This is a genomic window from Nocardia spongicola (genome assembly GCF_047200775.1).
Classification (GTDB): Bacteria; Actinomycetota; Actinomycetes; order Mycobacteriales; family Mycobacteriaceae; genus Nocardia.
The window spans coordinates 68,063-91,981 of sequence record NZ_JBJZOO010000011.1 but is presented as its reverse complement, the minus strand read 5'-3'; the positions used below and the strand labels follow the sequence as shown (position 1 = coordinate 91,981).

21 protein-coding genes are annotated in these 23,919 nt (G+C 64.6%); 12 read left to right on the top strand and 9 right to left on the bottom strand.

The window, feature by feature from the left end; all coding sequences use genetic code 11:
* Positions 1-26: 26 nt before the first annotated feature.
* Entirely contained in the window at positions 27-1,385 is a 1,359-nt protein-coding gene (locus tag ACL02S_RS18570) for a peptidoglycan DD-metalloendopeptidase family protein (protein WP_412803707.1), read from the bottom strand.
* A 560-nt stretch (positions 1,386-1,945) separates the two neighbouring features.
* Between ACL02S_RS18570 and sucC the strand changes: the two genes are divergently transcribed.
* The 6 genes from sucC to purH all read left to right on the top strand — a co-directional run bounded on the left by sucC (position 1,946) and on the right by purH (position 9,240).
* The gene (gene sucC, locus ACL02S_RS18565; RefSeq protein ID WP_412803706.1) at positions 1,946-3,112 is read left to right on the top strand and encodes an ADP-forming succinate--CoA ligase subunit beta; all 1,167 of its coding nucleotides are present in this window, start codon (positions 1,946-1,948) and stop codon (positions 3,110-3,112) included.
* A gap of 26 nt (positions 3,113-3,138) precedes the next feature.
* Positions 3,139-4,053: a succinate--CoA ligase subunit alpha gene (sucD, locus tag ACL02S_RS18560; protein WP_412803705.1), complete on the top strand. Its 915-nt coding sequence runs from the start codon at positions 3,139-3,141 to the stop codon at positions 4,051-4,053.
* Between the two features lie 290 nt (positions 4,054-4,343).
* Positions 4,344-5,402: a DUF5336 domain-containing protein gene (locus tag ACL02S_RS18555; RefSeq protein ID WP_412803704.1), complete on the top strand. Its 1,059-nt coding sequence runs from the start codon at positions 4,344-4,346 to the stop codon at positions 5,400-5,402.
* A gap of 76 nt (positions 5,403-5,478) precedes the next feature.
* Entirely contained in the window at positions 5,479-6,957 is a 1,479-nt protein-coding gene (locus ACL02S_RS18550; protein ID WP_412803703.1) for a cell division protein PerM, read from the top strand.
* A gap of 58 nt (positions 6,958-7,015) precedes the next feature.
* On the top strand, positions 7,016-7,672 hold the full coding sequence (purN, locus tag ACL02S_RS18545; RefSeq protein WP_412803745.1) for a phosphoribosylglycinamide formyltransferase: 657 nt from the start codon (positions 7,016-7,018) through the stop codon (positions 7,670-7,672).
* Complete coding sequence (purH, locus tag ACL02S_RS18540) at positions 7,669-9,240, top strand: bifunctional phosphoribosylaminoimidazolecarboxamide formyltransferase/IMP cyclohydrolase (RefSeq protein WP_412803702.1); 1,572 nt, start codon at positions 7,669-7,671, stop codon at positions 9,238-9,240. Before purN ends, purH begins: the two co-directional genes overlap by 4 nt.
* 96 nt (positions 9,241-9,336) lie before the next feature.
* Here purH and ACL02S_RS18535 read toward each other — a convergent pair whose 3' ends face one another.
* The 8 genes from ACL02S_RS18535 to ACL02S_RS18500 form a co-directional block, all read right to left on the bottom strand.
* Positions 9,337-9,819: a hypothetical protein gene (locus tag ACL02S_RS18535; protein WP_412803701.1), complete on the bottom strand. Its 483-nt coding sequence runs from the start codon at positions 9,817-9,819 to the stop codon at positions 9,337-9,339.
* An 81-nt stretch (positions 9,820-9,900) separates the two neighbouring features.
* A complete protein-coding gene (rpsR, locus tag ACL02S_RS18530; RefSeq protein ID WP_011211513.1) occupies positions 9,901-10,155 on the bottom strand; it encodes a 30S ribosomal protein S18 in 255 nt (84 codons plus the stop codon).
* A gap of 415 nt (positions 10,156-10,570) precedes the next feature.
* The gene (locus tag ACL02S_RS18525; protein WP_412803700.1) at positions 10,571-11,614 is read right to left on the bottom strand and encodes a DUF1906 domain-containing protein; all 1,044 of its coding nucleotides are present in this window, start codon (positions 11,612-11,614) and stop codon (positions 10,571-10,573) included.
* Between the two features lie 161 nt (positions 11,615-11,775).
* Positions 11,776-12,585: an MHYT domain-containing protein gene (locus ACL02S_RS18520; protein ID WP_412803699.1), complete on the bottom strand. Its 810-nt coding sequence runs from the start codon at positions 12,583-12,585 to the stop codon at positions 11,776-11,778.
* Complete coding sequence (locus ACL02S_RS18515; protein ID WP_412803744.1) at positions 12,578-13,150, bottom strand: GTP-binding protein; 573 nt, start codon at positions 13,148-13,150, stop codon at positions 12,578-12,580. Before ACL02S_RS18515 ends, ACL02S_RS18520 begins: the two co-directional genes overlap by 8 nt.
* Before the next feature lie 85 nt (positions 13,151-13,235).
* A complete protein-coding gene (locus ACL02S_RS18510) occupies positions 13,236-13,607 on the bottom strand; it encodes a DUF742 domain-containing protein (RefSeq protein WP_412803698.1) in 372 nt (123 codons plus the stop codon).
* A gap of 7 nt (positions 13,608-13,614) precedes the next feature.
* A complete protein-coding gene (locus ACL02S_RS18505) occupies positions 13,615-14,025 on the bottom strand; it encodes a roadblock/LC7 domain-containing protein (protein ID WP_412803697.1) in 411 nt (136 codons plus the stop codon).
* Complete coding sequence (locus ACL02S_RS18500) at positions 14,022-16,844, bottom strand: ATP-binding protein (protein ID WP_412803696.1); 2,823 nt, start codon at positions 16,842-16,844, stop codon at positions 14,022-14,024. The genes ACL02S_RS18505 and ACL02S_RS18500 overlap by 4 nt, the downstream gene beginning before the upstream one ends.
* Before the next feature lie 351 nt (positions 16,845-17,195).
* Between ACL02S_RS18500 and ACL02S_RS18495 the strand changes: the two genes are divergently transcribed.
* The 6 genes from ACL02S_RS18495 to ACL02S_RS18470 all read left to right on the top strand — a co-directional run bounded on the left by ACL02S_RS18495 (position 17,196) and on the right by ACL02S_RS18470 (position 23,817).
* Positions 17,196-17,882: a response regulator transcription factor gene (locus tag ACL02S_RS18495; protein ID WP_412803695.1), complete on the top strand. Its 687-nt coding sequence runs from the start codon at positions 17,196-17,198 to the stop codon at positions 17,880-17,882.
* 79 nt (positions 17,883-17,961) lie between these two features.
* Positions 17,962-19,371, top strand: a complete 1,410-nt coding sequence (locus tag ACL02S_RS18490) for a HAMP domain-containing sensor histidine kinase (protein WP_412803743.1) — start codon at positions 17,962-17,964, stop codon at positions 19,369-19,371.
* Positions 19,372-19,668: 297 nt separating this feature from the next.
* Positions 19,669-21,096, top strand: coding sequence for a S1C family serine protease (locus ACL02S_RS18485; RefSeq protein WP_412803694.1), 1,428 nt, complete (start codon positions 19,669-19,671; stop codon positions 21,094-21,096).
* 101 nt (positions 21,097-21,197) lie between these two features.
* Positions 21,198-21,692 (top strand): MogA/MoaB family molybdenum cofactor biosynthesis protein, encoded by a 495-nt coding sequence (locus ACL02S_RS18480; RefSeq protein WP_412803742.1) that lies wholly within the window; start codon positions 21,198-21,200, stop codon positions 21,690-21,692.
* Between the two features lie 707 nt (positions 21,693-22,399).
* Positions 22,400-23,074, top strand: a complete 675-nt coding sequence (locus ACL02S_RS18475; RefSeq protein ID WP_412803693.1) for an MspA family porin — start codon at positions 22,400-22,402, stop codon at positions 23,072-23,074.
* A 65-nt stretch (positions 23,075-23,139) separates the two neighbouring features.
* A complete protein-coding gene (locus ACL02S_RS18470) occupies positions 23,140-23,817 on the top strand; it encodes an MspA family porin (RefSeq protein WP_412803692.1) in 678 nt (225 codons plus the stop codon).
* The last annotated feature ends 102 nt before the right edge of the window (positions 23,818-23,919 follow it).

Here is a 23,919-nt window from a genome sequence, read left to right as displayed (position 1 = left end):
TGTGTGCGCAGCAGGGGTGCCCGTGTTCAGTCACGTCCTGAATTGAGGCTGATGCCACGGGTGGCCAGCCAAGGAACCGGGTCGACCTTATTGGTGCCGTTCAGCCAGACCTCGAAGTGGCAGTGCGGTCCTGTGGAGAATCCGCGGTTACCCATGGTGGCGATCTGGTCACCGGCCAGAACTCGCTGTCCCTGAGACACCGTAGCGGTATCGATGTGGCCGTAGACGGTAACGGTGCCGTCATCGTGCAGCAGCCGGACCCACATGCCGAAGCCCCCGGCGGGACCGGCTTCGAGCACAGTGCCGTCGGCGACAGCGTAGATCGGGGTGCCGACCGGGCCTGCGATGTCGATGCCGAGGTGCTGTACTCCCCAGCGGGCGCCGTATCCGGAGGTGAAGGTGCCCGAGGTGAACCTGGTGAACAGCGGGCGGAGCTTCGCGGCCTCCTGAGCGGCGAGGTCTTCGGCGTACTTCTGGCCCTTCTGCAGAATGTCGTTGAATTGGTCGAGATCGGCTGATGCCGAAACATTCAGCATCTGCGGTGATTCCGGGGAGGGATCAGGGTCGGATACGTTCATCGCCTGCGCGGCGATCTCATGGATCTGCCCAGCGGCTTCGTAGTCGATGGACTTCGAGGACTGTTCGGGTGAGGCGAAGGTGGCCTGCCCGGCGGCGACGACCGCGCCTGCTGCGACCGCGGCGACCGCGGCGCGACCTTTGAGGGCAGCGGGTGGCGCGGGTACTCGGTGTGCCCCGCTTCGTCTACCCGCCGCACGGCGAGGGGGAATCACGGTCGGTGTGGCCGGAATGCCGGACTCCTGATCGGCGGTCCCCGGCTCGGTGCCCCAAGGCGATTCGTAGCCAGGCTCGGCTATCTCCCGCTCGTTCGACCAGGCATCGGCAGGCGCCCAGGATTCCTGGTCGTTCCATGCGGCGCCGGAGTCCCACGCATCGCCGTCGGACCAGGAGTTCTCCTGCGCCCAATCGGGCTGGGCCCATACGCTGTCGGCGGCCGGATCGGCCATGAACGTGTCGTCGGCGCCCCAGGAGGCGTTGTCGACCGGTTGTTCGTAGCTACAGGCGGGCTGGTCGTAGCCATAGGCCGCCGGTTGTTCGTAGCCATGGGTCGGTTGGTCGTAGGCGTAGTCCGCGGCCGGAGTATCCGCAGCGTAATCCGGTCCGCTGTCCGCGTAGTCGCTGTGGGAGCCGTAGCTGCCGTACGAGTCGTAGCTATCGGGTATCACCGAGCTGTGCCTGGAATTGCGTGGCCGGTCGACAGTGGGGTCGAGGGGCCTGCCGCCTACGGCGAACGGCTCATCGTCCGGCCGGTATCTGTGTTTCGACCGGGTCCGCTCGCCGGAAACGGATGAGGAGCTGTGGTTCATCGGCGGTGCCGCATCGTGCCGCGAAGGAAGCCCGGCTGTCGCTCAGCCGGCGATGCCGATCGGTGAGATGCCGAGCGATGGGATGCGGAGCGGCTCTCCGTCCGCGGAGCGTTGTGCTGCGTCAAGCTTGCCGTCCTCCTGCCGTGCTTTCGTGACCGTGCTGTGACATCAACCGGGAATGACGGTAACGAAACGATTGCGTGCTCACAAGCGGTGTGCACATTCCACAACAAACATGTGAGATTGATCACTAAATACTCCGGAATAGCTCACCGCGAATCGGGCATAGCAGAGAGGCTCTTCGACGACAAGTTGTAGTAGTTCCTGGCTCGGCTCCGGGGTCGATGGCCCCCACCTGGCGCGGTGCGGGCACCCTACTCGCCAGTAGCGTTGGCCAGCGCTTTTGTCCCTCCCGGCGCCATCGCGTGACCTGCGCCACTTAGGATGTATGTGGCCGATTGGCCGTCCATGTGACTGGTTAGAGTCCGACCCGACCCGCTTCCGACGTCGGGCCGCCAACAAAGACGTTGTCATCACAACGCAGACGAGACGGTGAGTACATGGATCTCTTCGAATATCAGGCGAAGGAGCTCTTCGTTAAGCACGGAGTGCCTTCGTCCGAGGGCCGCGTTACGGATACAGCCGAGGACGCCCGCGCCATCGCGGCGGAAATCGGTAAGCCGGTGATGGTCAAGGCCCAGGTGAAAACGGGTGGCCGCGGTAAAGCCGGCGGCGTCAAATACGCCGCGGACACGGATGACGCGTTCACTCACGCACAGAACATTCTCGGCCTGGACATCAAGGGCCACATCGTCAAGAAGCTCCTTGTCGCCGAGGCCAAGGATATCGCGGAGGAGTACTACATCTCCTTCCTGCTCGACCGGGCCAACCGGACCTATCTGGCCATGTGTTCGGTCGAGGGCGGTATGGAGATCGAAGAGGTCGCCGCGACCAAACCGGAGCGGTTGGCCAAAGTCCCCGTCGACGCGGTCGAGGGCGTCGACCTGGCATTCGCGCGATCGATTGCCGAACAAGGCCATCTGCCCGCCGAGGTGCTCGACGCCGCGGCCGTGACCATCCAGAAACTGTGGGAGGTGTTCGTCTCCGAGGACGCCACCCTGGTCGAGGTCAATCCGCTGGTGCGTACGCCGCAGGATGAGATCCTCGCGCTCGACGGCAAGGTCACGCTGGACGAGAACGCCGAATTCCGCCACGAAGACCACGCGGCGTACGCGGACAAAGACGCGACCGACCCACTCGAGGTCAAGGCCAAGGAGAACGATCTCAACTACGTCAAGCTCGACGGCGCGGTCGGTATCATCGGCAATGGCGCGGGTCTGGTCATGTCGACCCTGGACGTGGTCGCCTACGCGGGTGAGCGCCACGGCGGTGTGAAGCCTGCCAACTTCTTGGATATCGGCGGTGGCGCCTCGGCCGAGGTGATGGCCGCCGGGCTCGATGTCATCCTGAACGACGAGCAGGTCAAGAGCGTGTTCGTCAATGTGTTCGGTGGGATCACTGCCTGCGACGCGGTCGCCAACGGCATCGTGAAGGCGCTGGAGATCCTGGGTGACAGCGCCGACAAGCCGCTGGTGGTCCGCCTCGACGGCAACCGGGTGGACGAGGGCCGCAAGATCCTCGTCGATGCCGCGCACCCGCTGGTGACGCTGGCACAGACAATGGACGAAGGCGCCGATAAGGCCGCCGAACTGGCAGCCGCCCGATAACGACGGCCGAGTAAGGACGAAAAGTAATGTCTATCTTCCTGAACAAGGATTCCAAGGTCATCGTCCAAGGCATCACCGGCGGTGAGGGCACCAAGCACACCGCGCTGATGCTGAAGGCGGGCACCCAGGTCGTCGGCGGTGTGAACGCGCGCAAGGCGGGCACCACGGTCAGCCATCTCGACAAGGATGGCAACGCGATCGAGCTGCCGGTGTTCGGCACTGTCGCCGAGGCCATGAAGGAGACCGGCGCCGATGTCTCCATCGTTTTCGTGCCGCCGAAGGCTGCCAAGAGCGCCATCCTCGAAGCCATCGACGCGGAGATCCCGCTGCTGGTGGTCATCACCGAGGGCATCCCGGTACAGGACACCGCCTACGCATGGGCCTACAACGTGGACAAGGGCACCAAGACTCGGATCATCGGTCCCAACTGCCCCGGCATCATCACTCCTGGTGAGTCGCTGGTCGGCATCACCCCGGCCGATATCACCGGCAAGGGTCCGATCGGCCTGGTCTCCAAGTCCGGCACACTGACCTACCAGATGATGTACGAGCTGCGTGATTTCGGCTTCTCGACCTCCATCGGTATCGGTGGCGACCCGGTCATCGGCACCACCCATATCGATGCCATCGAGGCGTTCGAGCAGGACCCGGAGACCTCGCTGATCGTGATGATCGGTGAGATCGGCGGTGATGCCGAGGAGCGGGCCGCGGCCTATATCAAGGCCAATGTCACCAAGCCGGTGGTCGGCTACGTGGCCGGTTTCACCGCTCCGGAGGGCAAGACGATGGGCCACGCGGGTGCCATCGTGTCCGGCTCGTCGGGCACCGCCCAGGCAAAGAAGGACGCGCTGGAGGCCGCGGGCGTTAAGGTCGGCAAGACGCCGTCCGAGACCGCCGCATTGGCTCGCGAGATCTTGGAGAAGGCCAGCATCAGCGCCTGACCCTGGTATCGGCTCGAAGGCCGCCTCCGGATCCGGAGGCGGCCTTCGCTGTGTGTGACGGAGTATGTATGGACGGCCGCGTGCCGGCCCGGTAATTGTTGTTTCCTGACCGCGTAGTTATGTCGTTATGTGCTTGTCCTGCTCGAGCAGGTGTGTCCGACCTGCCTGAATGCGGGCGAGTTCACCCGCGCCTGCCGGTAGTGCGGGGTGTGACCTGCCCGGGGAAGTGCAGTAGCGTCAGAAGTAATCCAGCCGCGTGAATGAAGACGACTCGATTAGGAGACGACGACATGTCTTACCCGACCGGGGGCTCCGGGTACAACACACCCTCACCCGCAACACCATCCAGCCACGACCCGGCCTCGGGTGGCACCAGTTCAGGTTCGAGCGATGCCGGTTCCGATGCCAAAGGTCTGCCGTTCTTCCTGGTGGTGGGTGTGGCAGCACTCGGCGTGATCAACTTTGTGCTCGGCTTCCTGCCGTTCCTCGGCGCCAAGCCGATCGATTTCGGCGGTACTCAGGTCACTGCGCCGGAATCAGCCAATCTGTTCGAAGTGGGCTCCGGCTCGGCGTTGCTCGGCCTGTTGCTACTCGGCGGTCTGCTCGCAGGCCTGTCGCTGTTGCCGAAGCAGAGCTGGACCGGTGCGGCCGCCGCGGCCTCAGCCGCGGGTTTCTTCGCACTGCTGTTCCAGTCGTTCAGCTTCGGTGAAGGCACCGAACTGAAGGCCGGTGCGTTCGTCCTGCTCGTGCTCGCGTTCGTGCAGGCCGCGCTCGCGATCACCGCGGTGCTGTTCGAGGTAGGCATCCTGAAGGCCCCTGCGGCCCGCCCGGCCACCGCGTCGAGTGGCTTCGGCCAGGGTGGCTACGGGCAGCAGCCTTTCGGGCAGGGGCAGCAGCCTTTCGCGCAGCGACAGCAGGGCCAGCCCGGTTATGGGCAGGGACAGCCGAGCTACGGACAGCCCGGTTACGGACAGTCCGCCCCGGCGCAGTTCCAGGGGCAGCCTTCGCCGTACGGCCAGGGCCAGCCGAGTTACGGGCAGGGCCAGCCGGCTTACGGGCAGGGGCAGCCCTATGCCCAGCAGCAGCCTGCCTATGGGCAGGGTCAGCCGACCACGGCCTACGGTGCGCCCCAGCAGAATTCGCCCTACGGCGCGCAGGCGCATACGGATGAGAGCATGAACCAGCCTTTCGGTGGGCAGTCGTCCGGCGCGCAGTCGCCGTATGGTTCGCCGGGATTCGGGCAGCAGCAGACTCCGCCGAGCCAGCAGAACAGACCGTTCGAGGGTGAGCAGAGTGGCGATTCGTCCGATGCCACCCAGGCATTCCGCTCTTCGGAAGACAACAAGTAAGACCAGTGGCAGCTCTCCCCGGCGCTGCGGCGCGCCTGCCCCGTTCGCGCCGGGCCTGCTGCCACCCTGACAAGCCATGAGCTCCCCGAGAAATGCCTTGGCGCGCCGGACCGATGGTGCCCGCGCGCCGCAGCCGCACCCCCACGAGGTGAGCTTTCTGTCGCTGTCCCCGGAACGGGCCAGGGTCCTCGTCTCGGTCGCGAGCCGCCCTGCCCTGTTCGGGCTGACCGCTATCATCGTCCTCGCGTTCGGCACGTTGCTGACTTCGGGCGGCGATCTGGAGAACGCTTCGGGTGTTATCGCCGCCGGGTGGCTGGGTACGCACCAGGTCCCGTTGGTCATCGGCAGTACCCGGCTCGGGCTGCTTCCGCTGTTGCCGACCGTATTACTGGTCTGGCTGGCCGGCCGCGAATGCGCGCGGGCCGTGCCGCCACATCACACCAGAGCGGATCTCGGCTGGATCCTCGGCGCCGCGATAGGTGGTCCGCTGGTGGTGACCTCGATCTGCCTCGCGGTCATCGCGGATGCCTCGGCTGCCCTCGCTCTGCGTCCGCCGAATACGCTCGCGGCATTCGCGTGGGTCGTCGGATTGTATGCGCTCGCTGCCATCGGAGGTATCGCGAGCCGGACCCGCGGGCAGCTGTTCGTATTGCTGCGCTTGCCCGACTGGGCTATCTCCGGACTCTACGGTGCGAGCAGGTCCGTGCTGCGCCTGCTCGGCTGCGCCGCTGTGGTAGCCCTGGTATCGCTGCTCGCGCACGGTGCACGGGTCATCGATACCTATCAATCGGCGGGCGACGCCGTGGATGTGCTCGGCTTGACTCTGCTCTCGTTGGTCTATCTGCCGAATCTGGTGGTCCACGCTGTCGGCGTGCTGGTCGGCTCCAGTGCCCATATCGGTGATGCGTCTTTCGGGGTGTTCGCCGTGATCGATGGCCCGATTCCGGCGGTGCCGCTGCTTGCCGCGGCGCCGGTCGGTCCGGCAGCGGGATGGTGGCCGGTGTTGTTGGTCCTCCCCGCGGCTGTCGGTGTGCTCGGCGGGCTGGATTGTGCCCGTACCTCCACTGATCGGATCACCGCGCCGTTGGCCACGGTGACCTCGGCGGCATCGGCGGCACTCATGCTGGCGGTGGCAGGCTCGATCGCAGGGGGTGAGCTTGGCACGTTCGGCAGGGTCGGACTCGAGCCACCGATCTTCGCGCTGATCACCTTCGGCTGGCTCGCGATATCCGGTTGCGTGGGTTTGGCGTTCGCGCGGTGGTTCCTCGTTCCGGTCGGCTCGTTACCAGCGAGCTACCGCGATCCTTATGGTGAGTACGGCACCGACGCGGACCAGCGCTATACCGGGTACTACGCGGAAGATGAATACGAATACCACGACGGTCAGTTGAATCCGGACTACGGCGACTACCGCGGGCGAGAACTCGACGCCGAATTCGTCGATGAGCCCGCTGTCATCGGGATCGGCTCCGGCTACGACGCTACGCCGGACATCGTCGATGCCGAGGTGGTGGAGGCGGACCTGCCGGACAGTGACCGGATGGACGGTCGTTAGGCTCTAACCCGGCGGTGCCGCATCCGTCCGCCATACGAACGATCGCAGGAGTAGAGCGCTGACGTCACCGCACGCCCCGTGGAAGCCGGCCTCGGCGCCGACCACCGTCGTTGTGCTGGCCTCTGGTACCGGCTCGCTACTGCGCGCATTGCTGGAGGCCGCCGCTGTACCCGGCTACCCGGCGAAGATCATCGCTGTGGGCGTCGACCGCAGCTGCGCCGCAACCGACCACGCGGACACTGTGGGTGTGCCGCATTTCCTGGTGCGGTTGCAGGACTATTCCGATCGTGCCGCGTGGGATGCCGCGCTCACCGACGCTGTCGCGACCTACAACCCGGATCTCGTGGTATCGGCGGGGTTCATGAAGCTGCTCGGCCCCGCTTTCCTGCGCAGATTCGGTGGCCGGATCATCAATACGCATCCAGCGTTGCTGCCCGCGTTTCCCGGTGCGCACGGAGTCCGTGACGCGCTTTCCTATGGGGTGCGGGTAACCGGCTGCACAGTGCATCTGGTCGACGCGGGTGTGGATACCGGGCCGATTCTCGCGCAGGAAGCGGTCAGGGTGTTACCCGGTGATGATGAGGACACCCTGCATGAGCGCATCAAGGTGGTCGAGCGGCGGTTGCTGGCGGAGGTTGTCGCCGCCGTCGCGACACGAGGCATTGTCTCCGATGGACGAAAGGCAGTTATCCCAGATGAGCGAGTTCTCCGGTGAGTGAACGCACACCGATCAGCAGGGCGCTGGTGAGCGTCTACGACAAGACCGGCCTCATCGAGCTCGCGACCGGTCTGCATGCCGCGGGTATCGAACTGGTCTCGACCGGGTCCACCGCAGGCAGGATCGCCGACGCGGGTATTCCGGTGACCAAGATCGAGGATCTCACCGGATTTCCGGAGGCCCTCGACGGCCGGGTCAAGACATTGCACCCGCGGGTGCACGCGGGTATTTTGGCCGATTCGCGTAAGCAGGAGCATATCGACCAGCTGGTCGAACTCGGTGTCGAAGCGTTCCAATTGGTGGTGGTGAACCTTTACCCCTTCACACAGACCGTGGCAAGCGGGGCGAGCCAGGACGAGTGTGTAGAGCAGATCGATATCGGCGGGCCATCCATGGTGCGTGCCGCGGCGAAGAACCATCCCTCGGTGGCGGTAGTGGTCGACAGCGGCGACTACGACGGGGTGCTGGCTGCGGTGAAGTCGGGTGGTTTCACGTTGGCCGAACGAACGGCTTTGGCAGCCAAGGCTTTCCAGCACACCGCGAGTTATGACGTCGCAGTGGCCGGTTGGATGACCACCGTGCTTGCCGCCGAGGGGGCGGCAGGCGATACGGCGACGCGGTTGCCCGAATGGCTCGGTGGGACGTGGGAACGGTCGGCGGTGCTGCGCTATGGGGAGAATCCGCATCAGGCTGCCGCGCTGTACACCGATGGCAGTGGCGTTCCAGGACTGGCGCAGGCGCGGCAGGTGCACGGCAAGGAGATGTCGTACAACAACTATGTCGATGCCGATGCCGCATGGCGCGCGGCATTCGACCACGAGGCTCCGGCGGTCGCGATCATCAAACATGCGAACCCCTGCGGTATCGCGCTCGGCGCTGATATCGCCGACGCGCATCGTAAGGCGCACGCATGCGATCCGGTCAGCGCGTTCGGCGGGGTGATCGCCGCGAACCGTGAGGTCACCCTGGAAATGGCCGAGCAGGTCGCCGAGGTCTTCACCGAAGTGATCGTCGCGCCGTCCTATGCCGACGGTGCGGTAGAAGTCTTGCAGCGCAAGAAGAACGTGCGCATCCTCATCGCCACGCCGCCGCAGCGCGCGGGTGCCGAACTGCGTCCGATCAGTGGCGGTGTTCTGCTGCAGCAGCGCGATGTGCTCGATGCCGAGGGCGATGATCCGGCCGCCTGGACTCTGGTCGCGGGTGCGCCAGCGGATGAACAGACCATTACCGACCTGGCGTTCGCATGGCGTGCCTGCCGTGCGGTGAAGTCGAATGCGATCCTGCTCGCGCAGGATGGGGCTGCGGTCGGCGTCGGCATGGGGCAGGTCAACCGGGTGGATGCGGTCGGTCTCGCGGTCCAGCGGGCCGGTGACCGGGCCAAGGGCGCGGTGGCCGCTTCCGATGCCTATTTCCCGTTCCCGGACGGACCGCAGACGCTGATCCAAGCCGGTGTCCGTGCGATCGTCCAGCCCGGTGGCTCGGTACGCGACCAGGAAACCATTGATCTCGCCCGTGAGGCAGGCGTGACCGTCTACCTCACGGGCGCCCGCCATTTCGCTCACTGAGACAGACGACGTTCGGTTGCCGTCGCGCCGGGCCGCTGGTCCGGCGCGACGTGTGTGCCATGCCGTCCGGCCGGGCGGCTGGACGAACCAAGCGGTCTACACCGCGCTGAGTACCGTTCGGCTGCCCAGCGGTGCTTTCAACGGTACTTCCAGGGTGCCGTAGACCGCGACCATCGTGCACATTCGGCCTGCCGCATCGGCGCGCCTGCCCGAGCGCAGCTCGACCGTGACGGTGGTGGTGGTTTCGGTGACTGTGGCATCGACCCCGTAACACTCCGGTGTACCGGTTTGGAAGTTCACCGCTATCTTGTCGCCAGGCAACCGGGTCCACGATTGGAACGGGATCGGGCGGGCGCCCACGATGGTCGGGTCGGCAGTGAACTGGTTGCCCCTGTTTCCATTCGGATCTTCGGTCGGCGTATCCGGCTCCGTAGTCGAGGTAGTCGAGCTCGCGGTACTTTGCTGCGCCTCACTCGAATTCGTGCCACCCGTGTTCGAGTCGCCACAGCCGGTGGCGGTGAGGCAGACAAGTACCGCGGCCATAGCGGTGGTGATGTATCCGGCCCGGATCCGATGCATATCGTCACCCTAGCCGGGGTGGCTGTCCGGGTGATCGACCGGAGCCGACGACCACCCGGTCCAGTAGGCCTGCCGCGCTGTCTACCGGCTGGTGAACGGCAGCAACGCCATCTCACGAGCGTTCTTCACCGCGACAGCGACCTGTCGTTGCTGCTGTGGGGTGAGACCGGTAACCCGGCGGCTGCGAATCTTGCCGCGGTCGGAGATGAATGTGCGAAGCAGGTTCACATCTTTGTAGTCGACTGTCTCGATGCCCGCGGCGATGAGCGGATTCTTCTTCGGACGGCGGGCCTGCTCGGCGCGAACCTTCTTCGAGGGTGCTCGCTTGACTGCCATATGACGAGTTCCTTATCACGAGATCAGTGGTTGTCTACCAGCTAGATGTGTGTATACCGGACCTTCGCCCGGGTGGACCATCTCGCGCATACGCACACAGGTCCGAACTTCCTCAGCTGACGGCGCGATCGTCCGTCGGTGGCATCCCGATTACGCCATCGTACCGGACCACGATAACCAGGTTCGCTGTCTTGCGCTCGGGCGGAGAAGTGGATCGGTGACTGCCTCGCCGATCCACCCGTTGTGCCCGCCGTTGTGCGCTAATCTCCTCCGGCGCTCTGCGCGAAAGAGGTGACCAATACCGGGTCCAGCGTGACGCGTGACCGTGTTTCGGCTGAAAACGGCTGCATTCGTATGAGGTTGTCGGTACCCTCACCCACGAGGGCGGGTTCTTCTTGGACCTAGGAGAACCCGCTCATCGCCACTCTTGCGAGCTATGGGCATTCGGCCCGTTTCGTTGTTCATTCCGGTCATGTCCTGGCAAGCGGGGAAAGAAATCCGGCCACAGGGGCTCCAGTCGGGCCAACTGCGTACCCACCAGGGCGACGGGACCGGTGAGCAGAGACAGCGGCCACGGCAAGTCCGGCCGATCCCACCGTCGCACCTGTTCGACGAGCTCGGCCACAGTCGCTTCCAATTCACTGATCTCGGTGCGTAATTCAGCGATATGTATGCGTAACTCGGTGGATCGGTTGTCCACCTCGCCGAGTTGTGCGAGTGCCGCGGCCAGCGCGTCGACCAGGGTTCGGTGCCTGCCATCGGAGGTGGTCCCGAGTTGCGGCCACCCGGCCTGGCTCGGCCCACGCAACTGAACCTGGATATCGCGCAGTACCGCCTCGTGTTCCTGGATCACATCCGGATCCTCCTGTCCGATGAAATCCCACTGGCCGAAATCGGTCGGTTCGGCCTCGTGCACAGCACAGAGCACGCCGTCGACAGTCATTTGGCGGTGGGTCTGATGGATGGCGCGTCTGCTCTCCACGGTGTTGCCGGACCATGCGTCGGTCTGCCATGCCCATGCCGCGTATCCCGCGTCCAGTGCGCGGCTGATCGGCCAATATCCGCCATAGATGCCGACGTTCGCGCGCCCGAGCACGGTCGCCGCACCGGCCAGATAGGCATTGATACGCGGTTGGTCCTGCGGTGTGACATCGAAGTCGGCGGAGAAATAGATCGGACGATCCGCACGGCCACCGCAGTCGAGCACCTGCGCGAGGCCCGCGCGCGCATCCATAACGCCTGCCGGATAGCCCTCCAGCATCCGAGCGGCCGTGATCTCCCAGTTCGACACGATCGAGATATCGTGTGTGCGCAAGTCATCGGCCTCGGCCGGAGTGAGTAGCTTGCCGGGAAGGCGCGGCCCCCCATCGGCGAGATACCGTACGACGAAGTCGAACCCCGCCGCGCGTATCGCCGCACCCCCCGGGCGTCCAGCGGTGTACTCCAGACCGAAACGCATGGCTTCCACTGTAAGTCGGCGGGGTCAGTGTGCGTGGGGCATCGCGGGGAATCCGCTTCGGGCAGTGGTATCGCGCAGCGGAGAATCGGCAACGGAGGCCGGGCCGGATAGCCGCGGAGAAAACAGACCACCGCAGCGCGATCGATGAGTGTTGGCGCGGATCAGCGAGCAGGTTCCAAGGTGGGCTGATGTGGTACAGGCAGGGCCGTTTCAGCCCTGCGGTCCGGCGCGATCAGCACCGCCGAGATCGGCACCGCAAGGGAGAGCAATCCGATGATGAACATCGGGAACACGAAGTCGAACAACTTCGTGCCCTCCGGCACTCCCGATCCGGGAATCACATCGAAATGCAGTGCGGCCAGCGCGGTGTAGTACGTCGCGGTCACGCCGATGCCGAATAACAGTGCTGCCGCGGCCTGGGCCAGCGGGAAGCTCCCCATATAGAATAACCACAGTGTCGCCATCGCCGTGAGCACCCCGATGGCGACGGAGACAATGACCAGCCAGACAGATACTTCGACCGATCCCTGGATCATGATCGATCCGATACCCAGGTAGTTCGTGAGGCCGAGGCCGAGGCCGAGGATCAGCCCGCCGGAAAGCAGCAGCGGCAGTTGCGGGGTGCGTCCGACGACCAGCAGCGCCGCGAAGACCGTCACGATCGCCACTGCCAAGGCCGCGGTCAGCTTGCCGGAGTCGTAGTACATCACACTGCCAGGCACTTTGAGCCCGAGCATGGCCACCGCTGTGGCCAGCCATGCCCCGACACCACCGAGTGACATCGCCGCCGTGGCCAGCCATACGAGCCGGAACTTGACCGAGCGCGCCCCATGCCTGATACAGGCGAGACCGATCGTCGCGCCGAGCACCGAGATCCCCAGAGACAGCGGGACCAGCCAATAGCCGAGGGCGAACTGGTCGACGGTAGTCCCGGTTCCCGTACCCGAGGCCAGCATCGTGACCTCATGCATGCCGGAGGGTTCCTTCCAGTTCGCTCGCTTTCAGCTGGTTGATCGCGTATTCGGTGACCGCGGCCAGTGCTTGGCGCACCTCTACCGCATTGCGCGCGTCGATATCCACGATCGGTACGCCCTCGCGAACCGACAGCGCTTCGCGCAGCTCGGCGATGGGAAAGCGTGGCGCATCGGGGAAACGGTTCACCGCGATCAAGAACGGGAGCTTGCGCGCCTCGAAGAAGTCGACCGCGGCGAAACTGTCTTCCAGTCGCCGGGTATCGATCAGCACTACGGCACCGATCGCGCCGCGGATCAGATCGTCCCACATGAACCAGAACCGTCGCTGTCCCGGCGTACCGAAAAGATAGAGCACCAGATCACCCGGCAGGATGATCCGGCCGAAATCCATCGCGACGGTAGTGGTTTCCTTCTCCGGCGTTTCGGCGAGATCGTCGATGCCATCGGAGAAACGAGTCACCATCGCTTCGGTACGCAGCGGAACGATTTCGGATACCGCACCGACGAACGTTGTCTTGCCCGCGCCGAAGCCGCCTGCGACCACGATCTTCGTCGAGGCCATCCGGTTTTCGAAGCCGTCGGCTCCCGGGGGGGCACCCGGCATAGTATTCCCGCTCGGCCCGAGATCTCTACTGGGCCCCAGATTCCTAAAGGGCGCGGAGTCCACGCAATGTCCTCTCCATCAGCGAACGTCGCTCGTCATAGCTTGCCTCTTCGGTCAGGGTCGAATGCACGCGCATGGTGCCGTCGACGACGAGATCGCCGATCACTACCCGGACCAAACCGAGTGGCCGGTCCACATGTGCCGCGATTTCCGCGACCGACAGCCGGTGCGTGCCGAGCCGGAGTATCTCGGTGCGGATATCACCTGACGGCCAGTCGAGATGGGCAGTGTACGACAAAGTTTCGATTACCGCCTCTAATGGGAGGTCGATCGCGGGCTCGGTACGCCCCGAGGTAAGGGCATAGGGCCGCACACGTGTCGTCGGCCGCGGTCCATGGCCGTGTGGGGTGGACATCGCACACTCAGACGGCGGTACGTGCGGTGGCGGTGACCACCGAGCCCACCCGATCGACCAGCAGCGCCATCTCGTAGCCGATGCGGCCGATATCATGCGACTTGTTCGCCAGCACAGCCAGATGCGAGCCGTTGCCCACGCTCATCACCAGCAGATAGCCGCGCTGCATTTCGACGATCGACTGCATCACTTTGCCGCCGTCGAACAGGGAGGCCGCGCCCATGGAAAGGCTGGCGAGTCCCGCGGTGACAGCGGAGAGCTGCTCGGCGCGGTCGCTGGGCAGGTGCGGGCTGGTGGCCTGTAACAAGCCGTCTGCCGATACCAGCACGGCGTGGGACACCCCGGGCACATCTCGGGTGAAGCGGGCAACCAGCCAGTTCAGATTCTCGTCTGTGGTGGCGTTGTTCGCGTTGGTCATACAAGCCCTCCCTCATTGTGCTGCGCATCGGCCCGTCCACTGCGGACCCCACTGAGATGTCTGGTCAAGTTGGTGCGAATTTCCTTGGGATCACGAGCTCCGGCATCCCCGGCCTGGTTGAGGCCGCCTGGCACCAGTTGGGCGCCCGGCCTTCGGATCGGCAGTCCGCCTGAGGTGCGTGCGGTTGTCGTCGGGCGGCTGGCATCCTCAGCAGCAAGCCATCCCGCGTCCCCTGGTGATGACCACGCGTTATCTGTCGACTGCGCGGTCGCCGGCTCTACCAGCCACTCGGAAACCATGCGTTGATAGATCGGGGTGGGGGTAGCGCCAGAGCCCGGTGGTGTCGCGCCGGACTCGGGCTGGGTGGTGCCCGAGCCCGGCTGTGTCGCGGTCGAATCGGTTGTCGTCGGTTGCGCTGCCGTCTTCGATGGCATCTCGGTGGATCCGGCGGCAGGCTTACGGATCGGGAGACCGGACTGGGCAGTGGTCCTTGTGATGGGTGGTTCCGCTGCTACGGGGAGTTCCGTCGCCGTGGTCGGGTCGGGATCCGACGTGTCGTCCTGGATCTCGGTCCACAAATCGATGCGTGCCGGGCCAGGTGTTTCGGTGCCGGATCGCTCGGGTCCGGCAGGCATCGGCGGACCGAATGGGCCGGATGCGGTGCGGTCGGACTCCATCCGGTCGGTGCCCCCGGACCATGGCTGGGTGGGCGGCTGATCTTTCGGGGGGAGTATCCGGCCCGCTCCAGCCGGTAGTGCGGGCTGGTCGGCGGTATCCACGCTGCGCACGGCCGGTCGTCGCTGGGGCAGCCCGGAACTTGTTACGCCGAAACGGTCGGTGTCGTGCTGGGGCGGTTTCGGCAGCGGCACCAGGTTCTGTGGCGGCGTATCGGTGGCAGGTGCGGCGAATCCGAGCGCATGCTCGCCGGTGCGGTCGAGCGGTTTGTCCGCTGGGTCGATGGTGTTCATCGGCGGTGCGACCAGAGCGCCGGGTAGATGCACGCTGGCGGTGATACCGGGCTGTTGTGCCATTGTGGAGGTACGGCGCAGGCTTACGGTCATGGCGTGGCGCTTGGCCAGCCTACCGATGACGAACAAACCCATGCGGCGTGCCGTCTCGACGGTGACCTCACCACCGGATGCGAGCCGGTCATTGGTCATCTGCAGGTCTTCCTGAGACATGCCGAGACCGCGGTCGGTGATTTCGATCAGATAGCCACCGTCCACCGCGCGCGATACCGTCACGGTGACCGGCGTAGTCGGTGGGGAGTAGCGCAGCGCGTTGTCGATCAGTTCGGCGAGCAGGTGCTCGATGTCGACTGCGGGCTCACCGGCGACGATGCCCTCGGGCACCGTGCCGATCTCGACTCTCTGATAGTCCTCCACCTGCGAGACCGCGCTCCAGAGCATATCCGACAGCGGTACCGGGTGCAGCTGGCCGCGGCGTAGCGCGGTGCCCGCGAGCACGAGCAGATTGTCGCCGTTGCGACGCATACGGGTGGCCAGGTGATCGAGACGGAAAAGGGTCTGTAGCCGGTCGGCGTTGTCCTCGTCGTGCTCCAGCTCCTCGATCAGCGTCAGCTGCTGCTCGACCAGCGATTGGCTGCGGCGGGAGAGGGTTTCGAACATGTTCCCGATCTGCAAGCGCAGGCGGGCTTGATCGGCGGCGAGATTGAGCGCCTGCTCGTGGATCTCATCGACGGCGCGGGCCAGCTGGCCGACCTCATCGGAGGTGTGCACCGCGACTGGAGTGATGCTCGGGGTGGTGCCGCCCGCGCGTACCACGGCGAGCTCATCGGGCAGCTTGACATGTGCTACTTCCAGCGCGTCGCGCCGTAGACGGCGGATCGGGACGACCAGGGTGCGCGCAACCGACAAGGCCAATGCCAGGCCGGCGAGCAGCATGCCGATGACGACTGTCGTCTCGCGTAGCGCGCCGGTCTGCGCTTCGGTGGTCCGCTCGGCGAGCGCGCTGTCGATGGTGTCGATCAGATGCGCGGTGGTCTTCCGGTAGGTCTCCGAGCTGATCAACAGCGAATCGAGCACAGCGGGGTCGGTCGCCGGATCGGCGATGTTCTGGCTGAAGACGTTCATTCGAGTCTGTACCGCGTCCAACAGCCCACTCATGCTGCCCGCGGAATCCGGCAGGATCTGCGCGTACTGGTAGATCATCGTGGTTTCGGCGCCTGCGGCGATCAGCACGCGAGGGCGGATGCTCGGGTTACGGCTCGCGTCCGGCGAGCCGATCAGCATGCGTTGCTGCGTGAGTACGCGTCGAGCGGTCTCCACCGAGGCCAGCTGCAGAAAGTACCGCTGGATGATCAGGTCGTCCACGGAAGGCGACAGCGCGAGCGCGTTGCCGATGCGCACCATGATCTCGTCGGTCTGCTCATTGATCATCGCGGGCGAGCCGTTGCGCAAACTGTTGCGCAACGTGGTGCCGGTCGCAATGGCTGAGGTGAGCTCGGAGGTGACCCGGCCGCTGGTCTTCGTGGTCTGCATCGCGGTTTCCAGCTCGGCCAGGGCTTGGTCGAACGTGGTCAGCGCGGCATCAGTCTGTGGGTCGGCGGTGTTACCCCAGGTCGAGATCGCGGTGACACCGAGTTGTTCGGTGGCCGAACCGAACTTGATGATCGGCCGGATGATGACCGCTTGTTCGGTGGCCGCGTCCAACTGCGTCAGAATCCGCAGTTCGTTGTTGATGCGGAGTACGGCGAACACCGTGGCCAGGAGCACCGGAAGCACGAGCACCACGCCGACCTTGCGGGTGACCGACCAGTTCAACAGGCTGAATCGCCAGGACCGCGGTGCAGCTTCCATCCGCTTCTGTCGCCTCCGCTTCACCAGTGACCTCGGCTGCACGTGGCTGTTCAGTATTGATTCAACCCGCAAACTCGAGGTCTTCTTTTTACCGCACGGAACATACCGTGCAGCGTGAGCATCGGCAATCCGGGGTACTTGATCTGCAATTGTCGAATACAGTTGTAGAGAACGTGTTTCGCGGCGAAATATGTTATAGGCGCCTCGGCTTATCAGCGACACTCCTGGAGCGGCTGCCTGCCGTTCGGGCTCGCGGGGCGGCGGCATGGGAATCGCTGTTCGCGAACTCGTCGCGGCGTGTCGGGGCGGGTCTCTCAGTTACCTCTCAGTCGGCACCGTCAAACTGGTGATATGCGCATTCTGGTGGTCGACGACGATCGGGCAGTCCGGGAATCGCTGCGCCGATCACTCACCTTCAACGGCTACGCTGTCGAACTCGCGGTAGACGGAATGGATGCGCTGGAGAAGGCGACTGCGCAGCGACCGGATGCGCTCGTGCTGGACGTGATGATGCCGAGGCTGGATGGGCTGGAGGTATGCAGGCGGCTCCGTAGTACCGGTGACGATTTGCCAATTCTGGTTCTGACGGCGCGCGATTCGGTCTCCGAGCGCGTCGCCGGGCTCGACGCCGGGGCCGATGACTACTTGCCGAAGCCTTTCGCGCTGGAGGAATTATTGGCGCGGCTGCGTGCCCTGCTCCGGCGTACCACCGCTGATCCGGCCGAGGCGTCGGAGACGATGAAGTTCGCCGATCTTTCGCTGGACCCGGTGACGCGCGAGGTATCCCGCGGTGCTCGCCAGATCAGCCTCACCCGCACCGAGTTCTCACTGCTGGAGATGCTCATGGCGAACCCGCGCCGAGTACTGACCCGCAGTCGAATTCTCGAGGAGGTCTGGGGCTACGATTTCCCGACTTCGGGAAACGCGCTGGAGGTCTATATCGGTTATCTGCGCCGCAAGACCGAGGCCGAGAGTGAGCCTCGGCTGATCCACACTGTGCGCGGCGTCGGCTATGTACTGCGTGAGACACCTCCGTAGGCGGGAGTTCATGGCACGGACAGTTCCCAAACGACCGACTATCGCCGCGCTCGGCCAGCGGCCGCTGGAATCGGCGGATATGCGGATGCCGGAGCCAGTGGACATCCGGCCACCTATGCCGTTGACCCGCTCGGTGTCGTTGCGCTGGCGGGTGACGCTCTTGGCCGCCTCCGTGGTGGCGATCGCGGTGGCTTTCACCTCGATCGCGGCCTACGCGCTGGTCGCACGCGCGTTATACGCCGATGTAGACGCTCAGCTGCGCAATCGGGCTGCCGCCGTGATCGCCAGCAATCCGTATGGGTTCAACAACCTCAATCTGATGGTCGCCACCGCCTTCTACGATGACACCGGTATCGGACTGATCTATTCCGACCTCCAGCGTTACCGGCCCCCGCAATCGACAGAACCGCCGATCGGTGCCGAGGAACTCGCCGTCGCGAAAGGGCAGCGAAGTTCTTCGTTGCGCACCGTGAGTAATCAACGAGTGCTGGCCATCCACACGACCTCGGGCACCACACTGGTCATTTCGCAACGGCTGGACCGGACGAGGGAGGTGCTGGATCGGCTCGCCTGGTTGTTGTTCGTTGTCGGCGGTTGCGGTGTCGTGCTGGCCGCCGCCGCGGGCACAACGGTCGGCCGGACCGGTCTGCGGCCCATCGCGCGGCTCACCGCGGCTACCGAGCGAATCGCCCGTACCGACGATCTGACGCCGATCCCGGTGACCGGCGACGACGAACTGGCAAGGCTGACGGAGAGTTTCAACACGATGTTGCGAGCCCTTGCCGAGTCCCGCGATCGACAGCGCAGGCTCGTCGCCGACGCCGGTCACGAATTGCGTACGCCACTGACGTCCTTACGGACCAATATGGAGTTGCTCATCGCCTCGAGCAGGCCGGGCGCACCCCACATACCGGATGAGGATATGGCCGGGCTGCGCGCGGATGTCGTGGCCCAGATCGAAGAGTTGTCGACGCTGGTGGGCGATCTGGTCGATCTCGCGCGGGAAGACGCCCCGGAAACCGTCTACGAACGGGTTGATCTCGGCGAGGTGGTGGAACGTGCTCTCGAGCGGGCCAGGCGCCGCAGGACCGGCATCGAGTTCGTCGCCGATCTACGTCCATGGTTCGTCTACGGACATGAGGCTGGACTGGAGCGCGCGGTGTTGAACGTGCTCGATAACGCGGCCAAGTGGAGCCCGAGCGGGGCCCAGGTCCGTATCGTCATGCGGGAGAGCGGTTCGGGTCTGCTCGAGTTGTCCATCGACGACGCGGGGCCCGGCATCCCCATCGCCGAGCGGGAGCTGGTGTTCGAGCGGTTCTACCGGATCACCTCATCGCGCTCCATGCCGGGTTCCGGTCTCGGCCTGGCGATTGTGAAGCAGGTGGTGACGAAGCACGGCGGCACCATCGCTATCGATACATCGGAACGTGGTGGCACCGTGGTCCGCATCGTGCTGCCCGGTGAGGCCGGGTCACCCGCGCCCGACTGAGGCGATACCGGGTGCGAGGAGGGTGTTACGGCAGAACGATTCGGCATCGCAGGGAATAGACATCGTACGGAATAGGCGTTGTATGGATATAGACGCTGTGCGGAATATTCATCGGCAGTGCGATATTGACGGATCATGTTCCGATCGACTTACCGCGAGACCAGGGGTACCAGGTCACGAGTTGGTTTCGTACTCGCAGGCTGCCGCGCAGGTCTCGGAAAACTGAAAGCACGATCTCAGTCCGCTCTCAGTCGCCCTTGCCAAGCTGGTCGGCACGTGAGCAGAAACGAGGAGTCCATGACCGAGGATTCGAAGGATCACCGGGAGCCCGGGCCGCAGGGCGGCGGAACGGACCACCAGGCGACCGCGCCGATCCACGGCGGCCTATCCGCGCCGGGGAATGCGCCTGACCACGGTTACGACACCCATGAGCATCCGGGATATCCGACCGCGCAGTATCCGGCGCAGTCTGCCCCTGCCGCTCCGTTCTCGGGTTATCCAGGGGCATCCGGCCGGCCACAGGGTATCCCCCCTACACCGCATGCCCCTACACACAGTGTCGACTACGGCGTGCCTGCGGCATCGGCGAAGCGTCCACTCCGTACCGGCTTTATCGCAGGCGCGCTCGCGCTCGCACTGGTCAGTGGTGGTGTCGGTGGCGTGGTAGGCGCGCTGGTCGCCCGTACCGATGACGGCCGGGCCCCGATCACCAACGCATTGGAGGCGCCGAAGCCCAATGTCAGCAACGCCACCAACGCTCCGGCCGGATCCACCCAGGCGGTCGCGCAGAAGGTGTTGCCGAGCGTTGTCATGATCAAGGTGGCCAGCACCAGGGCCGAAGGGGAGGGATCCGGGGTGATCCTGTCCTCCGATGGCCTCATCCTGACCAACAATCACGTGGCCTCTGGCGGTGGGCCGAACGCGCAGATGGAGGTCATGTTCTCCGATGGCAGCAGTGCACCGGCGAAACTGGTCGGGGCCGATCCGGTATCCGATCTGGCGGTCATCCAGGCCTCTGGTAAGAGCGGTCTGACTCCGATCGAGCTGGGGACCTCGGCGAATCTGCAGGTTGGCGAGCCGGTTGTCGCGATCGGCTCACCGCTCGGCCTGGCAGGCACGGTCACCACGGGCATTGTGTCGGCATTGAACCGGCCGGTTGTGACCTCAGGTGATGGAAGCGAAGCGAGTTTCGCGGCCAACCCGGTGATCGACGCGATCCAGACCGATGCCGCGATCAACCCGGGTAACTCGGGTGGTGCGCTTGTGAACGGCCGTGGGCAGCTGATCGGCATCAACACCGCTATCGCGACACTAGGACCTACCGAGATAACCGGTGGCCAGACCGGTTCGATCGGCCTCGGGTTCGCTATCCCGGTGGATCAGGCGCGTCGTGTCGCCGACGAACTCATCAAGACCGGGAAAGCCACCTACGCGCAGATCGGCGTCACTGTGCCGCGTCAGCAGGACCCGGCACAGCAGATTTCCGGTGCGATGGTCCGCGATGTCCTGGCAGACGGTCCGGCTGCCCGCGCGGGCATCCCACCGGGAGCCATCGTGACCAAGCTCGACGACCGACCGATCGATTCCGGGAACGCGCTGGTCGCCGCAGTCCGTTCGCATCAGCCAGGAGACAAAGTGAAAGTTACTTACACCGATGAACGAGGCAACAACCCGAGGACCGTCGAAGTGACTCTTACCGGCGCGCCCGCGGAGGGTGGTCGATGATGCGGGTAACGCCGGGCAGATGGTCTCCGCTGATCGATATCAACGCCGACGTTCTCGGTGTGGCCGCCGAATTGATCGATGCAGGCGCTACGGTGAGCACTATGGAAATCGATGCTCCTGTGGCGGGGCGTGCTCTGGTGGTGGTGGTCGATGATCGAACAGCGCATGGAGGTGTTGACTCACTCGGCCCACTGGTCACCGAACTGCTCACCGAGGCGGGTTTCCTCGTGGACGCGTCGGTGTCGGTGCAGGCCGATGAGGTGGAGATCCGCAATGCGCTCAATACCGCGGTGATCGGGGGGGTCGATCTGGTGATCTCGGTCGGCGGCACGGGGATGTCTCCACGTGATGTCACGCCGGAAGCCACCGCCCAAGTGCTCGATCGTGAATTGCCTGGAATCAGTGAGGCGTTACGTTCCTCCGGTCGGGTGGCAGGCTCGCTGGACGCAGTGCTGTCTCGCGGAGTGGCCGGTGTCTCCGGCAGTACCCTTGTGGTGAATCTGCCCGGCACCAGGTCCGCGGTCAGGGACGGTATGGCGACACTCGGCCCGCTTGCCAGCCGGGTGATCGGTGAACTCTCCGGATCGGTCGAATAATCACCTCGCGTACTCCACCGGAAATCCCTCGCCCGGCGAATCGCCGGGCGAGGGATGCCGCGCGTCTGGCGGCGATCTTCGGCGATGCTCTGCCCGAAACCACCAGCGATGAGCGCGATGAGCGCGATGGCGATCGGTCTACGGAGGACTGGTTGCGTGCCCAGGTTCCCCCGCACCACCGCTGAGGATTCCGTTATCTACGGAGTAACTACGTAGTCGTGCCCGATGGCGCCGCGACCGTCCCGTGATTTTTCCGTTCGAAAGTTATTCGGACGATATCTTTTACGGCTCTTTCCCGTATGTGATCGCCAGTGCCTTCCGTGTCCGTCTCCGGATCGCACCCGCTTCCCGGCTGTAGCTATCCGGCATTTATGCACGTCAAGACATATCCGAATCTACGCAATTGTGATTTACATCACCGGAAACTTTATGAAACATTGCGTTGCCTGTCTCGTTACCAAGTGTTTAATCTCCATACTGAGCCACTAGCAATGGACCCTCCCGGACCCTAGGTGTCGGCCCCCACGAACTGCTCGACCCGCTCGGCGGAACCCGGCTCAGTCCCGTTGGTCGGTAAGCAAGTTGCGCTGAAATAACAGTAGGTTACGCAACGGCAACAAATGGGCGACACACTGAGCTGGGCCTGAGAGGACCGCTGTGCAACCTCGATGGTCGAGGTTGACTGTTTGAACCTGATGAGGGGAAGTATGAGCGAGAACCGCACCAATGGTCCGCGCCGCGGTGCCCGCGTCGCGGGCGTCGGCGCTGCCGCAGCCGTGGCCATGGGTCTGCTTTCGACCGGCGCCGCCAATGCCGATACCTTCGTGCCGTTGCCGGACGGCGAGAAGCTGGGCCCTGGCGTGACGATCACCCGGACCGGAGAGCACGCCCTGATTTCGCCGTCGATGGCCGCCAACGGCGCCGGGCGCGTCGTCTGGGTCTCTGGCACTGCCACTGCCGATGTCACCGTCACTCCGGAGGGCAAGGTCGGTCCGACCAACGGCCCGACCGGAAACCCGGGCACCAACAACTCCTCGACGCACGGTGCGTCGCAGGTGAATACCGGCTACATTGTCGGCTGCCAGGTCAGCATCGCCGATGACGCGATCTCCGCGGGCGTGTCCGGCGGTATCGACCTCAAGGGCGTCAGTGCCGGTGGCTCGATCGGCCTGAACCTCGGCCCAGGCGAAGTCAAGTTCGTGCAGGTCAATTACAAGGACATCCTGAAGCCGGGTGTCTACTCGATCGAATACAAGGACATCGAGATCGCGATCCAGGGTTGCGCGGGTTACGCCCAGGCGCGGTCCTACACGGTTGTCGAGATCATCGGCGATCACTACTCCAAGACCACCCTCTACGGGATGCCGTTCAGCATCGGCTGACGTCTGTCGAATCCACTGAAACATCCTCCTGCTGAAGCGAACTCAACCCTCGAGGGATATCAATCATGATCAACCGTAAGAACGTGGCGCGGATGGCCGGTGCCGGTGCCGCCGCCACCATCGCTATGGGCCTGTTCTCCACAGGTGCGGCGAACGCCGACACCTTCGTTCCGCTGCCGGGCGGTGAGATCACCCAGACGCTGTCGGACGGCACTGTGGTGACGGTCCGTCTGGTCGGTGAGTCGGCCAATATCAACCCGTCCATGGGCGCGACCCCGGTACACCGCAACGCGTGGGTGTCCGGTAGCGCGCAGGTCGAGCTGTCCGGTGCGGCAGGCGGCAAGATCTACCCCGGTTATGTCGTCGGCTGCCAGGTGAACATCTCCGGTGGAGCTGTTAACGGTGGCGTCAGCGGCGGCGTCGAATGGGCGACGGACAAGGATGGAAACCGGGCAGGTAGTCTCGGCGCCAATTCCGGTGGCAATCTGTCGCTGGGCCCGGGGCAGGCGCAGTCGTTCAATATTCTCGATCGCGAGAGTGCCGATGACTTCGGTAGTGAATCGCATTCGGGCCGTAACAAGTTCAAGGGCACCAGCGGTTCGGTGACCTGGGCTGATCAGACCATCAGCCTGTCGGGCTGTGGTGGTTACGCGCAGGCGCGGGCGTTCGTCAACGTCGAGGTCGAGACCGACAACGTCATTTCCACGGTGACCCTGTGGGGTCAGCCGTTCAGCCTGGGCTGAGCACCGAAGATCAATCAGTACAATGCGAACGGGTTCGTCGGCATGCCGACGAACCCGTTCGCATTGTGGCGTCGGGGCTGCCGGATCGTGCGAATGTTCCAC